Origin of the sequence: Flectobacillus sp. BAB-3569 (genome assembly GCF_002270355.1) — a bacterium.
GTDB lineage: Bacteria > Bacteroidota > Bacteroidia > Cytophagales > Spirosomataceae > Flectobacillus > Flectobacillus roseus.
Map to the genome: position 1 here is coordinate 184804 of NZ_NJFZ01000006.1, position 13706 is coordinate 198509.

Here is a 13706-nt window from a genome sequence, read left to right on the forward strand (position 1 = left end):
TTTTAGTTTTAGGAAAATTATAATTGGTCGGTTTTCACGACTACTTCCCAGCGAAATGCCCAGCGCCAGCGAATACGGTAATGATGAATGCCTGCTTTTTCAAGTAACGAAACGATCTCCGACTTTTTGAAGGCTCGCCAGACCGATAGTTTGGCATCGTGCTTCACAAGATAAGATTTGAGGAAAAGCTTAGTAATCCAAGCAATCGAATGATAAGCAAACCAGTGGCGATGAATATCATTAATCACAAACCCTACACGACACTGCTTTTTGAGTAATTGAAAAAGTCGAATGAGCTGTTCGTCGGTAAAGTGATGACAAAAAAGCGTCATCCCTACAATATCAAAAGTATGTTGTTGAAAACTTTCAGCAAAAACGTTTTCATGTAAATACGAAATATTAGGAAAGTCCTGAGTTCGTTTTTTTGCAAAATCAATCATAAAATCGTTGGCATCGATACCAACGAGCTTACTTTTATATCCCTTTTTTTGAAGCCAGCGAGCCATTAATTTCAGCATATCTCCACCGCCGCAGCCCAAATCGCCAATTACAATTGCTTTAGATTTATCATGATTTTTCAATAAAGCTTTTAGTCCACCAATAGTAACCTGATTACCCCCAAGATATTGATTGATGAGCGCCAATTCTTCTAAGTTTTGGCGAAGGGCATCATTGTCAAGCTCAAAATCGTCGATGAGTTCAGGCTGATTGCTTCGATATGATAAGTCTGGCATAAGGCAAGAGAGAGTTGGGTTTCAGTAGAGAATTAAGGCTTTTTGAGATTTTTCAAGAAAACTCAACGCGTTGTGTCTTTACTGCATAATGAAAAATTAACAGTTTTTGTTTTGTAAAAAGAACAATGCGTCCATCTGAATTTGTAACAAAAAACTACGAATGCTAATTTCAGCATCATAAATTGTAACTAAAAGGAAACTCGAATGAATTTAGATTTAAGAAATAAAAATGCCATTGTTTGCGGAAGTACACAAGGATTAGGCAAGGCGTCGGCAATAGAGTTAGCTTTATTAGGAGCCAATGTAACATTGGTTGCTCGTAACGAAACATCCTTACAAAAAGCAATCCTCGATTTGGACACAAGCCTAGGACAGCAACATCGCTATTTTGTAGCTGACTTTTCCAATCCGCAACAAGTCAAAGCAGGGATAGAGCAACATTTAGCACTATTTCCAGAGGTACATATTTTGGTCAACAATACAGGTGGTCCGAAGGGAGGTCCAATCCTAGAAGCAACGATTGAGGAGTTTACCCAAACCTATTCAAATCATCTTATTTGTAATCATATCCTCGTACAAGCATGCGTGCCTGCAATGAAAAAAGCAGGATTCGGTAGAATAGTCAACATTATCTCTACCTCGGTCAAACAGCCTATTAGTGGGCTTGGCGTATCTAACACCACTAGAGGAGCTGTAGCGTCGTGGGCAAAAACCTTGGCAGGCGAATTAGCGCCTTTTGGAATTACCGTCAACAATGTATTGCCAGGCTCGACCAAAACTGCAAGATTGGATTCTTTAATAGAATCGAGAATGAATACCACTGGGGCGACGAGAGAAGAAGTAGAAAAAGCTTTACAGGTAGATATACCAGCTAAAAGATTTGGCGAACCAGAGGAATTTGGTGCTGCCGTAGCATTTCTATGTTCAGCAGCAGCATCTTATATTACAGGAGTAAGCTTACCTGTAGATGGTGGAAAAATCTTAGGACTATAACCTTAAGGAGTTTTGAATTTTGAGTGCGGAGTTGTAAAGCCATCTATTTCGGATTTCGGATGTTGGATTTCGGAAGTGTAAGTTTCTAAATTTTGTAAAAAATAAAGGTATTTCACTTTATTTCCGAAATCAGAAATTCCAAATCTGCCATAGCTTGAAATCCTTCGAGCAGTCCCAACTCCGCACTCAAAATTCAAAACTCAACACTTATCAGTGCCATTTCTGGTTTATTTTTCCGACGTATTTTCCTAGTTGATTCTGAAAAAGGACGTCTTGTAATTCTGCTCCAACGTTAGGATACATTTCCAACTGATTGATTTCTGACAGAGGAATCCATTTGATTTCTAGAGCACTCGTCTCTGAAGGATTCAAAATCGGAATTCCTCCAATAACCTGAGCAATAAAGACACAGTGCAATACATCAGTTTTTTGTTGTGGTAAAATGACCTCTCCCGTCAATAACATCGGACCAACCTCTATTTCTATTCCTAACTCTTCTCTGAGTTCTCTTTCCAAAGTACTTACTAGTGTTTCTCCAGGGTCGGTGTTGCCCCCAGGCAAATTAAATACTTGTGCATTACCATATTCATAACGCATCAATAGTAGGTGGTTGTTTTCGATAATCGCTACGCTTGGCCTTACTTTCATAAACTATTTATTTAAAATTATTGAGATGTTGAGTAATAGAAGTATGCCTTTTTGTAGTTTCCAGCAAGCCCCTATCCGCTTTTTTCTTAATGAAATGTTAACGTATAAAATATTCTAGGGGTAAAATACGATTGATTTGTCAGTAAGACAAATGAACCTCAGAAAAACTTCTTAATCAAAAAGCCTTCAAAAAAGGCATAAACACGTATAGTTAATATGAAAACTTCAATGAAAACTCTATTCCTAAGCATTATAGGCTTAATGATATTTACTTTAACAGGATGTTTTCTCCGAGGAGAAGAAATTAGGCCAAGATTTGAAGAAATCCAGAGGGAAGTTCGTCTCCGTGACTTTGATGGTATCGAGATGGGTAGTGGATTTAAAGTAAATGTGAGAGCTGGAAACACCTACAGTATCTATGTACGTGGGGATGTAATAGATATAAATGACCTTAATATTTATGTACGAAACGGGGTATTAATTGCGAACTATCGTTATCCTCGTAATAACCGCTATCAGGTTACTTTTGATATCGTAATGCCATCATTGCGCTCTATCGAATTGTATGGTGCAAGCACAGGTAAGGTATATGGTTTCGATGAAAGAGATATGTATGTTAGCCTTGAAGCTTCTTCATACCTAGACCTAAACTCTGATATACAATATTTTACTTTTAATCTCTCTGGCGCATCTACTATGGATGTATTGGGTGATACCCAAAAGATCTCTGGAGGTGTATTCGGGGCATCATTAGTTAATGGTTTTTCGATGAGAAGTGAGGAGGCATACTTAGATGTATCTGGAGCTAGTAAAGTAAGAGTAATGGCCTCTCGTTATCTCAATGTGGTAGCATCAGGTGCAAGTTCTGTATATTTCAGAGGCACTCCAGTCGTAGACGCCAAGACTTCGGGAGGAAGTGTCGTTAGACAAGACTAAAATCTTCATTTGACAGTATATATTTGTGGCGATTTAAAGAAGGCGGGATTTTCTCGCCTTTTTTCTTTGTTGATGGAAGTAGCTAAAATTTCCAGTAATTTTGAAAAAGAAACAAATGCTCACTCTTTAAGTCGTTATGCCTTTTAGGTATTCCACTTAGTAGGTGAATTTATTCGCCCGTAACGAAAAAGGTTAAACTGCTTTTTGTAAAACAACTTGATATGAATCAACACATTGCCCATATCGCTATTGTCGTGGATGACTACGACCAAGCGATTGAGTTTTATACCCAAAAATTACACTTCGATTTAATCGAAGATACTGTCATGAGTCCCGAAAAACGTTGGGTATTAGTAAAGCCGAAAGGCGCTAAAGAATGTGCCATACTGCTGGCAAAAGCAGCTAATGCAGAGCAGCAAACCAGAGTAGGCAACCAAACAGGAGGAAGAGTATTTTTGTTTTTATGTACAGATGATATTGAAAGAGATTATCAAAATCTATTGACACATCAAATCAAAATCGTAAGAGAACCAAAACAAGAAGTGTATGGAACAGTAGCCGTATTTGAAGACTTGTATGGTAATCTCTGGGATTTGATACAACGAAATGTTTAATTGTATACTAGTTGTATACGAAGGATTGCAAAGACTGTTTATTTTGGATAACGGATGTTGGATTTTGGAAGTGTAACCTTTTATGTTTTGTGAAAAATAAAGGTATTTTACTTTATTTCCGATCTGTAACCTTCTGTATTTTGTAAAAACAAAGATGATTTTCTTTAATTTCCGAAATCAGAAATCCCAAATCCGCAATAGCTTGGAAATCCTTCGTACAGCTCTAATTCACAATTCATCACTCATACTTAAATATGATTTTAATAAAAGATATTACCAATTACATGGAGCGATTAGCACCGCTATCCTTACAAGAAAGTTATGATAATGCAGGCCTTATCGTTGGAGACCCTAGCGAGGAAGTAAAAGGTATTTTATGTACCCTCGACTGTACGGAGGCTGTGGTAGAGGAGGCGATTCAGTCGGGATGCAATTTGATTATAGCCCATCATCCTATTGTTTTTAAAGGTTTGAAAAAATTGAACGGCAAAAACTACGTTGAAAGAGTAGTCATCAAAGCCATCAAAAATGATATTGCTATCTATGCCTCACATACCAATTTGGACCACGTAGAAGGTGGCGTAAATTTTAAGATTGCTGAAAAGTTAGGCTTACAAAATGTGAGGATATTGCAACCGAAAAAAAATCTTCTTAAAAAGCTGGTAACTTTTGTGCCTGTAGAGCATGGTCAACAAGTTCTGGATGCTTTGTATGAGGCAGGAGCTGGACAAATAGGAGATTATAAAAATTGTAGTTTCAGAGTGGAGGGAACAGGCACCTTTCGTCCTACAGGAGGTGCAAACCCCTTTATCGGAACAGTAGATCAAGATGAGGAGGTAAAAGAATTTCGAATAGAGGTCATTCTTCAAGCACATCAAGAATATATGATTTTGAGTGCTTTAAAAAAAGCGCACCCTTATGAAGAGGTTGCTTATTATTTGTCTAACTTAGAGAATGATTTAGCACAAGTGGGCGCTGGGGCAATCGGAAGTTTGGACGAAGCCTTAGATGAATCATCTTTTTTACAATACCTAAAAGACGCAATGGCTTTATCTACCATTCGTCACACGCCACTTTCAGGGAAAAAAATCCAGAAAGTAGCAGTATGTGGAGGAGCGGGAGGCTTTTTACTAAATGATGCCATTAGACAAGGCGCAGACGTGTTTGTGACGGCAGATTACAAATATCATGAGTTTTTTGATGCCGAAAACAAGATTATCATCTGTGACATTGGACATTATGAGTCAGAAGTTTACACAAAGGAATTAATAATTAGTTATTTATCTGAAAAATTTAGTAATTTTGCGATTCTCAAAAGTCAGGTAAATACGAATCCTGTACAGTATTTTTGAACAGGCGTTAGGAGTAGAGGGTAATCATTACAACATAGAACTTAACAAATAACGTTTAACGCATAACGAATAACGTATAACGAAAATGGCAGTAGTAGCTAACGAAACAACCATTGCTCAGAAATTAGAAGCACTTCTGAAACTTCAGACCATAGATTCATCTTTAGATAGTATCAAAAAAATGCGTGGCGATTTGCCAGAAGAGGTTCGTGATTTGGAGGATGAAATTGCTGGTATCGAGACACGTATCGGAAAATTCAATCGTGAGATCGCTTCTTTGGAAGAAGAAATTTCGAAGAATAGAAATACGAAAAAAGAATCAGAAAAGCTTGTAAACAAATACAAAGACCAACAGATGAACGTTCGTAACAACCGTGAATACGACGCCATCTCGAAGGAAATCGAATTACAACAATTGGAAATCGAATTAGCAGACAAACGTATGCGTGAATTCGAATTCAAAATTTTAAACAAACGTGATGATGTTTCTGAAACTGAAACTCGTCTTTTCCACCGTCAAAAAGATCTTGATGCAAAACGTAAAGAATTGGACGTTTTGATTTCAGAAAGCGAAGACGATGAGCAACGTTTGTTGAAAGATCGTGACAAAGCAGTGAAGTTCGTTGAAGAACGTCTATTGCGCCCTTACGATAAATTAAGAACAAACTATGCAAACGGACTTGCAGTAGTTTTGGTTAAGCGTGGTGCTTGTGGTGGTTGTTTCAACGTAGTTCCTCCACAACGTCAGGCAGACATCAAAGACCACAAACGTATTATCGTATGTGAGCACTGCGGACGTATCTTGGCTGGTGTTGAAGATGTTATCACAGCTTCAAAACGCTAAGAAATCTGCTAAAAATATATCTAAAGCCCATAACTCGACAGTTATGGGCTTTATTTGTTTATGACAAATTTGCGCTACGACTTTTTGCAACTTAATCATGGTATTGACGTTATAAAACTTTCAAATAAAGCTGTTAAATATGCGAAGGTTAATCGTTGTTTTTCTGGTGTTGATAAATTTTCAAAGTAAAGCCAATGACTTTGAGTGGAATCCACTATTACAAAAGGCTTATACTTCACTTTGGAAACTGCGCTTGCAAGAAACCAGAGCTTTATTGGCTTCACAAAAAAACACTTCAGGAATTAAGCTATATCTTCAAAGCTACACCGATTTAATCGAGTTGATGGTTACAGAAGATAAAGCCGATTTTGAGCAGTTTCTAGATACACAATCTTCTCGACTGACTTTATTGGAAGATTTCCCTGATACCTCTCCCGAAAAACAATGGATTATTGCTGAAATATACCTGCATTTGGCTACTGCTAAGCTCAAATTTGGACACGAAGTAAAAGGTGCATGGAATTTGGTAAAAGCCTCTAAATTGCTCGAAAGTAACGCCAAGAAGTTTCCCAACTTTATTCCACAACAAAAATCACTTGGTTTGATTCATATTATGGTAGGGTCGATACCCCAGAATTTTTTGTGGGTAGCCAAACTTTTAGGACTTAAGGGTTCTGTTAAAAATGGCTTGCAGGAATTGAAAAATGTAAGCAAAAATGAACCTCGCTATGCGATTGAAGCCAACATAATGTATTATTTGGCTCATGCCTACATACTGGGCTTTACCCCTTTGATTTTGCAGGATTATGAGCAGTTTTTGGAGAAAAATGATGATAGTCTTTTAATCCAATTTTTAGGAGTCACCACCTATATGAAAGAGGGCAATAGCAGTCAAGCCAGTGTATTACTCAAAAAATGTGATGCCTTAAATGCTCAGGCTGGTTATTGGGCCTTTCCATTTTTACAATATCTACATGCCGAAATCGAGATTCAGAAAGGGAGTTACACGCTGGCGAGTCGGTATTATCAAATGTTTTTACAACAATACAAAGGCTTCAACTTTATCAAGGATACCTATTACAAATTGTTTTTATGCTTTTGGCTTAATAATGAGGATACCAAAGCGATTACTTATTTCGAAAAGATAAAAACACAAGGTTCAACTATTGTGGAGTCTGATCAGTCTGCCTTACGATTTGTTGAAAAGTTTAATGTTTCTGTCAAAAACGAGGCTCATAAAAAGCTTATGAAGGCACGATTAGCATTTGATGGTGGCTATTATCAAAAAGCAAAAGAATTGATGACTGACTTGAAGGAAAATCAATTTAGTCTCAATACCGAGAAAGCAGAATATAACTATAGAAAAGGAAGAGTTTTTCAAAAACTACATGAGATAACCTTAGCAGAAGAGCATTTTGAAAGAGCTATTGTACTTAGTCAGAATGCCTCGATTAGTTATGGCGCATTAGCGTGTTTACAGCTTGGGTATATATTTCAAGAGACTAAGCAAAAAGAAAAAGCCAAATACTATTTCGAAAAAGTACTGACCTATTCAAAGCATGAATATAAAAACTCTGCAGACAACAAGGCCAAAGCTGCGTTGAATACCTTAAATTAGAATGATATGAAGTATCAGGTAAGAGCCATCTATCCTCCACTGAGTGATTTTCAACAGTAGAGACGTAATACTTTACGTCTTAAACCGAATCAGATATGGCATTAGCTAAAAAAGCGGTCGAAAATTAATTTTGACCGCTTTTTTTACACCTAAATAGCATTAACCTATCTCTCTTTATTGGTAAATATTGATTTAAAACAATCACTAGTTCGCTCAATCAACATTCACTCAATAAATAGCGCATCGCTTATTTCAACATATTGAACAAAGCTGTAAGCTTATCTTTCAAATCTTTTCTATCTACGATAAAATCCAAGAAGCCGTGTTCTAAAACAAACTCAGCACTTTGGAATCCTTTTGGAAGGTCTTTACCGATAGTTTCGCGGATAACACGAGGACCAGCAAAACCAATCAAAGCACCTGGCTCAGAGATATTGAAGTCACCCAACATGGCGTAAGAAGCTGTAACACCACCAGTAGTAGGGTCTGTCAATAGCGATACGTAAGGGATTTTAGCTTCAGCAAGTAACGCTAATTTGGCTGATGTTTTAGCCATTTGCATCAATGAGAAACCAGCCTCCATCATACGAGCTCCACCTGATTTTGAAATCATCAAGAATGGAATTTTGTGCTTTAGAGAATAGTCAATCGCACGAGCAATTTTTTCGCCTACTACTGAGCCCATCGAACCACCAATAAATGAAAAGTCCATGGCTGCGATTACTACCTCTACATCATTCATTTTACCATGCGCAGTACGAACAGCATCTTTCAAGCCAGTTTTCTTTTCTGTAGCTTTGATACGATCAGGATAGCGTTTGGTATCTTCGAATTTGAGAGGGTCGCCCGACGACATAAAGGCATCTAGCTCTGTATAACGTGATTGGTCGAAAAGTAGCTCGAAGTAATCTTGTGAACCGATTTTTTCGTGGTAGTTACACGACGAACAAGTCCAGGCAAATAGGCGATGTTCGCGCGTATGCATTACTTTTTTACAAGAAGGACACTGATACCATAGACCATCTGGTGCTTCTCTTTTAGCTTCGGTTGGGGTCAAAATCCCCTTATCTTTTCTGGTAAACCAAGACATATTTCTTTTTCAATTAAAGATTTTACGTGTTTTTTAGGAAAAGAAACACTAGGTAAAATACTCGTTGTGAGTGATAATGAATCGCAAAGATAAAACTTAAGCAATCGAGAATTAACAAAAACTTGAATTTTATCTAAGCTTTTTCGTTTTAGTAGTTGATTTTAAGTCCAGAAATTTACAGATAAAGTGTTGATTTTGACAACATTTTCCGTAATTTATTGGTCTATAAACCTAATAAAGTCATAAAACTAAACAAATGAATATGAAAAAAATTAGCGCGCTTCTATTTATGCTTGGTATTGTAAATGTCGGTATAAGTCAAATATACCTTGAGCGTAAAGATGGTAGAGTCATTTTTGATGGTCAGTCTGTGGAAGCAGAAGGTACGGTATTTGTTCCTCAAGAGTTTACAAAAGGATACGTTATACAAAATGGTAAAAAGATTGATATTGCCAAAATGAGATTAAATACCTATGATAATCGTTTGGAATATCAAGAAGGCGAGCAAGTAAAGCTTTTTACACTTCCTGTGACCGAATATGCGGTGGATGCAGAAGATGGAGCGATAAGACTCTTCAAGAGGGGCTTTCCAAAGGTAGATCGCCAAAATGAAGATACTTATTATGAGGTTCTGTATGATGGCAAATATAAGCTTTTAAAATATTATAAAGCTCATAAATTGGATGTTACGAATTATAACTCTGCTACCAAAATGATTAAATTTGAGATAGGTGAAACATTATATGTGTTGCGACCTGATAATAGTATTCACAAACTCAAAAAAGATAAAAAGTCGATACTAGAAGCATTAGGAAAGGAGGAAGAAGCACTAAAAAGCTGGTGGTCAAAAGAAAAACCTAATCCTAAAGACGAAGCTGGTGTAGTCAACATTATAGGTTACGTGGATACTCTTTAAACTTTCATATAAGAGTTAACTGTATAAGTCTTCCTATTTGAACTAATTTTAGGATAACCGAATGCTCATAAAGAGTATATGATATTAGTTTATAGTATTTGTGAGGATATGCTTCATACCCTCACAAATACTATAAGTTTAATGATAAGAGATTAATTTTTTGACAAAAAATTTGTCACCCACTAACATACGCAGTATATAGGTTCCAGATGCTTGTTTACTTAAATCTATTACCTGTGAAAACTGAGTGCCAGTGACTTCATACTGATTGCTAGCTATCTCTTTACCCGTCATATCTATTACATTCAATTTGATTTGACTTACAGGTTTTTCAAAACTTGCTTTCAATAAAAACTGTCCATTTGTACTAGGGTTCGGGCTAACATTCACAAGCTGTGTTTCATCAAATTCGGGTCCTAATACTATTACCTTAGGGGCGTTGGGATTAGGACCTTGAATATTTAAGTTGTCTATTGCCCATCCCCATCCATAAGCTGCTGCATCAGTTAATAGTCTAAAGCGTATCAACACCTGATCTCCTGCCTTAAAATTGCCTGATTTCAACATATCAATTTCACGAGCTTTAAACATGGCTTGAGTACCATTGGTGAGTGAGTTCCCTTTTGAATCAAGGGATGCATTCCAAGCAGCATTCCATGTTGGATTGGCATTGGAATCCCAGCCATCTTGAAACCATTTCCAAGTGGCACCACCGTCTTTCGAGCCTTCCACTATAACGTAGTCAAAGAAATTTCGATTTGGGACACCTCCCGTTGCAAAGCTTACGCCATCTTCTCCTGGCTCGACTAATACAACTTCGTCGAAATAAATTTTGGCAGTGTCGGATCTTAAAATTATAGGTTTTTGAAGGTTGAATGTAAAGTTTGAATATTTGTCATCTGGATTTGTATCGGTAAAAGCAAATTCAGTTCCGTCTTTATACGGATGTTCAGAGTGCATAGCTTTACTTGTAAATCCTGAGGGCTGTGCCAGTCCAAATCCTTTTGTATAAAAATCATCAGCTGGAACATTCTCAAAATTTGTTACATAGGTACTTACTGGAGCTAAGATTTTTTGAACATTAAATTCATAGTAACCACTAGCAGGCGAATATGTAGTGTTTCGTGCTTTACTTTTATCTTTTACAACAATTCTATATTGTATTTTTTCTCCGCCTTTTAATAAGCCATTAGTAAAAGTGAATTTTCCAGAAAATGCATAAGCTAAAGCGCCAGAAGCTAATTCTGCCTGATTAATTCGTTTGAGGGCAAAAGCAGGCTGAGCTTTACCATCGATTAAGTATTCAACATAGGCTGTATCGATATCAATATTATCGTAGGCTAATAATTCAGGCAAAGACACTTCTACATCGCTTGTACGAATTAATGATAAATTGTGTGTATAATCTAAGACTGGTTTGGTTGTATCAGAACCAATCTTAAATTTATAGTAAGTAAGGTTTTCAAGTGTACCTGGAGCTTGGGCAGGTGTAGAAAAAGTTTTTTTCTGAGAGTCGACTGCTGAAAAGTAATAGCTAATCGTTCTATCAGTGGCACTTGCTGGTAACACATAGGTATATTCATTAGATTTACCTACACGGTTCATCGGTACTTGAATAGGCTTATCTTTGGTAATGTCTCCCAACGTGTAAAATAGTTTTACAGAAGTAGAGTCAAACCCCATATCTCCATAAACTTTTGTATTGAATGAAATAGCTTTTGTATTATCCTCCGAATCTTTGATTTTTTTGTGTATGATACTACTCCCTACCCATCCCATGTCGTTGAATAGAGCCAATGTTATAGGACCAGGGTTATGGGTAACTTCTCCATTAGCAATCTGAGGGGTCATTAGAGCATTGATAGTACCACGTCTATAAGAAGATTCATCCAAATGACTGTAGCTTGAGCTTTCTTGATAGGTAGAAGGCGCAAATATTCTGGCACGCAAACTATCATTGTTAGCAAGAATAGTAGGCGAGTTCAAATAGAGATTTCCACCTGTTAGTTGTGTCTTGAGTTCTACAGAGGGGTTCTTAAAAACGCTGGTGTTGAGGAGGCGTTGACCTGCAGTACTTTCAGCAAAAATATCATATATCATTGGGATACCACCGTCTGTAATAACCCCAAGTGTAGCATCAGAGGTAGCTTGACGCAACGAACCATAAAACCCTAAACCATGACCAATTTCATGCAGTACGACCGAAACCAAATCTGCTCTGTTGGTGGGAGTATTCCCATCTATTCCATAATACCAAGTAAAGTCACTATTAAAGCGGGCAAAAATATCTGGATTATCGCCATTAAGATTGCTATGTGCCATTTTTTCGGCTAGAGCAATTGGATACCATGTTAAAGCATATTGGGCACCTGCATAATCTCTATAAACACTCGCCGAATAAGCCGAGCCTAATACATTAGAACCTAGACTTTCCCAACTGGCAGTAATTCGGATTGGGACATCAGAAACAATAATGGACTGCCATATATCAACAGCGCGCTGAAAGGCTGCTTTAGCATTTTCAGGAAAATTGATATATGTTACAATGAACTTTGATTTATCAGCCTCTACACGTGCTTGTTTGTTTAACTTTTGTAAAAACTCTTCGGGTGGAGCAACATAAGAGTGTACAAATGGTGAGCTAAAATCGGGTGCAGGGCAAACAATTTCTCTTGTTCTACCTATTCTGAAATCGAGCTTTTTTTGTGCTAAACTATTGGTTATCGTCAACAATACTAGCGCAAGTAGTAAAAGGTTTTTCATAAGTACGTATTGAAGTATGAGTAAAGGTTATTCTAATTTTTTAGAGGGAGTATGATTTAAGTACCTATACCTGAATTAGCTTGATTCTGGCTATTTATTTTAGGTAAAGATCATATCGAAGAAACTTCAGTTTAGAACTTTATACTGATGGTACAAATGTGTTCAAACACCAATCTTTGTATCCTCAACTTTTCAAATATGGTACGCTGTATTAGATTAAAGTGATTGTTTTGCTGATATAGACCAATTTTTATTTTAAATAGTTGCATTGTTAAAAATGTCCAAAAGCTAGAGAGATGCATCTATATATGAATGTACTTAAGCCTAATCTTGACTACAGAATTACTACTATTTTATTTGAAACTCTTTCTTAAGTTGGTGGGCAAAATAAAATCTAATTTTTGAGCCTTTGGCTTTCAGCTTTGGGCATTCGGCAAAAACATATCTATCGTGACTAAAAGACATTTTAACACTCTTTGCCTTGTGCCTGTTGCCTAGTGCCTAAACACATAACTTAAATCTTATTTTGCATGATTACTTACGATTCATCAATTTAAGTATTTTTGAATATAAATCAAGATTTTGAAAATGAAATCTTAGTGGAAAACGGGTATAAAAATAGCCAGCCAATTCAGTAATTTTTGCTTACTAAATTGGCTGGCTTTAATGTAATTAGTCAAAAACTACTATAATGTGATTCTAAAACCTAATCTCTTGTAGTTTTCGTTTGGTTTTATATCGCTTCCATTTCCTTCAAGGACAAGAACGAGTACTACACTCGTACCTGCAGCTGACGGTGCTCTCAAAATATTGAATTTGCAGTCGCCAAAGCTTGAATTAGCTGGAAGGGTAACCATACCACCTTCTAGGGTATAATGTACTCCCTCAACAGCAGTTGATTCTTTTGCATCTACCGAAAATTTGATAGATTCCTGATTCGGTCTTTGACGTCCTACAAGATTGATACGACGCGTTTGAAGGCCAGCTCCATTGGCAACACTGATAATAGGATAAGTTTTTCCAAGTGATGTTGCTGGAGATGTAACGACAGCATCCTGAAACTCTACCAAGTAAGTTGAGTCAAAAACGGATTGGCTATCTTTGAAGCATGACGACATAAACAGGCTAGTCATCAGCACTAGTACAATTCCAAATATTTTTTCATGATAATTCGTTGAAATATAAGTTCTTGAAATGA

General features: G+C 36.9%; 12 protein-coding genes. 7 read left to right on the forward strand and 5 right to left on the reverse strand.

All coding sequences use genetic code 11. The features are described 5' to 3' along the window. Positions 1-17: 17 nt before the first annotated feature. Positions 18-734 carry a methyltransferase domain-containing protein gene (locus tag BWI92_RS06610; RefSeq protein WP_095161328.1) on the reverse strand — a complete coding sequence of 239 codons (717 nt, stop codon included), beginning with the start codon at positions 732-734 and terminating at the stop codon, positions 18-20. Between the two features lie 204 nt (positions 735-938). Between BWI92_RS06610 and BWI92_RS06615 the strand changes: the two genes are divergently transcribed. Continuing rightward, positions 939-1727: an SDR family oxidoreductase gene (locus BWI92_RS06615; RefSeq protein ID WP_095161329.1), complete on the forward strand. Its 789-nt coding sequence runs from the start codon at positions 939-941 to the stop codon at positions 1725-1727. Between the two features lie 210 nt (positions 1728-1937). Here the strand turns inward: BWI92_RS06615 and BWI92_RS06620 are convergent, their stop codons facing one another. Continuing rightward, positions 1938-2375: an NUDIX domain-containing protein gene (locus tag BWI92_RS06620; protein WP_095161330.1), complete on the reverse strand. Its 438-nt coding sequence runs from the start codon at positions 2373-2375 to the stop codon at positions 1938-1940. A 228-nt stretch (positions 2376-2603) separates the two neighbouring features. Between BWI92_RS06620 and BWI92_RS06625 the strand changes: the two genes are divergently transcribed. The 5 genes from BWI92_RS06625 to BWI92_RS06645 all read left to right on the forward strand — a co-directional run bounded on the left by BWI92_RS06625 (position 2604) and on the right by BWI92_RS06645 (position 7739). Then, positions 2604-3311, forward strand: coding sequence for a GIN domain-containing protein (locus tag BWI92_RS06625; RefSeq protein WP_176464360.1), 708 nt, complete (start codon positions 2604-2606; stop codon positions 3309-3311). A gap of 221 nt (positions 3312-3532) precedes the next feature. Further along, the gene (locus BWI92_RS06630; RefSeq protein WP_095161332.1) at positions 3533-3925 is read left to right on the forward strand and encodes a VOC family protein; all 393 of its coding nucleotides are present in this window, start codon (positions 3533-3535) and stop codon (positions 3923-3925) included. Between the two features lie 254 nt (positions 3926-4179). Continuing rightward, positions 4180-5277, forward strand: coding sequence for a Nif3-like dinuclear metal center hexameric protein (locus BWI92_RS06635; RefSeq protein ID WP_095161333.1), 1098 nt, complete (start codon positions 4180-4182; stop codon positions 5275-5277). 85 nt (positions 5278-5362) lie between these two features. Next, complete coding sequence (locus BWI92_RS06640) at positions 5363-6121, forward strand: zinc ribbon domain-containing protein (RefSeq protein WP_095161334.1); 759 nt, start codon at positions 5363-5365, stop codon at positions 6119-6121. Positions 6122-6260: 139 nt separating this feature from the next. After that, positions 6261-7739 carry a lipopolysaccharide assembly protein LapB gene (locus BWI92_RS06645; protein ID WP_095161335.1) on the forward strand — a complete coding sequence of 493 codons (1479 nt, stop codon included), beginning with the start codon at positions 6261-6263 and terminating at the stop codon, positions 7737-7739. 247 nt (positions 7740-7986) lie between these two features. Here the strand turns inward: BWI92_RS06645 and accD are convergent, their stop codons facing one another. Then, positions 7987-8829, reverse strand: a complete 843-nt coding sequence (gene accD, locus BWI92_RS06650) for an acetyl-CoA carboxylase, carboxyltransferase subunit beta (protein WP_095161336.1) — start codon at positions 8827-8829, stop codon at positions 7987-7989. Positions 8830-9091: 262 nt separating this feature from the next. On the opposite strand from accD, the gene BWI92_RS06655 reads away from it, so the two are divergent. Then, positions 9092-9745, forward strand: coding sequence for a hypothetical protein (locus tag BWI92_RS06655; protein ID WP_095161337.1), 654 nt, complete (start codon positions 9092-9094; stop codon positions 9743-9745). 138 nt (positions 9746-9883) lie between these two features. Here BWI92_RS06655 and BWI92_RS06660 read toward each other — a convergent pair whose 3' ends face one another. Beyond that, positions 9884-12508, reverse strand: a complete 2625-nt coding sequence (locus BWI92_RS06660) for a T9SS type A sorting domain-containing protein (RefSeq protein WP_095161338.1) — start codon at positions 12506-12508, stop codon at positions 9884-9886. A 686-nt stretch (positions 12509-13194) separates the two neighbouring features. Further along, positions 13195-13626: a DUF4843 domain-containing protein gene (locus tag BWI92_RS06665; RefSeq protein WP_141234703.1), complete on the reverse strand. Its 432-nt coding sequence runs from the start codon at positions 13624-13626 to the stop codon at positions 13195-13197. Positions 13627-13706 lie beyond the last annotated feature (80 nt).

What these genes read in the sequence shown, in the direction of transcription:
- BWI92_RS06630 (WP_095161332.1), top strand. Translation starts at nt 3,533, where the DNA reads ATGAATCAACACATTGCCCATATCGCTATTGTCGTGGATGACTACGAC.
- accD (WP_095161336.1), bottom strand. Translation starts at nt 8,829, where the DNA reads ATGTCTTGGTTTACCAGAAAAGATAAGGGGATTTTGACCCCAACCGAA.
- BWI92_RS06665 (WP_141234703.1), bottom strand. Translation starts at nt 13,626, where the DNA reads ATGTCGTCATGCTTCAAAGATAGCCAATCCGTTTTTGACTCAACTTAC.
- BWI92_RS06635 (WP_095161333.1), top strand. Translation starts at nt 4,180, where the DNA reads ATGATTTTAATAAAAGATATTACCAATTACATGGAGCGATTAGCACCG.
- BWI92_RS06640 (WP_095161334.1), top strand. Translation starts at nt 5,363, where the DNA reads ATGGCAGTAGTAGCTAACGAAACAACCATTGCTCAGAAATTAGAAGCA.
- BWI92_RS06620 (WP_095161330.1), bottom strand. Translation starts at nt 2,375, where the DNA reads ATGAAAGTAAGGCCAAGCGTAGCGATTATCGAAAACAACCACCTACTA.
- BWI92_RS06610 (WP_095161328.1), bottom strand. Translation starts at nt 734, where the DNA reads ATGCCAGACTTATCATATCGAAGCAATCAGCCTGAACTCATCGACGAT.
- BWI92_RS06660 (WP_095161338.1), bottom strand. Translation starts at nt 12,508, where the DNA reads ATGAAAAACCTTTTACTACTTGCGCTAGTATTGTTGACGATAACCAAT.
- BWI92_RS06615 (WP_095161329.1), top strand. Translation starts at nt 939, where the DNA reads ATGAATTTAGATTTAAGAAATAAAAATGCCATTGTTTGCGGAAGTACA.
- BWI92_RS06625 (WP_176464360.1), top strand. Translation starts at nt 2,604, where the DNA reads ATGAAAACTCTATTCCTAAGCATTATAGGCTTAATGATATTTACTTTA.
- BWI92_RS06655 (WP_095161337.1), top strand. Translation starts at nt 9,092, where the DNA reads ATGAAAAAAATTAGCGCGCTTCTATTTATGCTTGGTATTGTAAATGTC.
- BWI92_RS06645 (WP_095161335.1), top strand. Translation starts at nt 6,261, where the DNA reads ATGCGAAGGTTAATCGTTGTTTTTCTGGTGTTGATAAATTTTCAAAGT.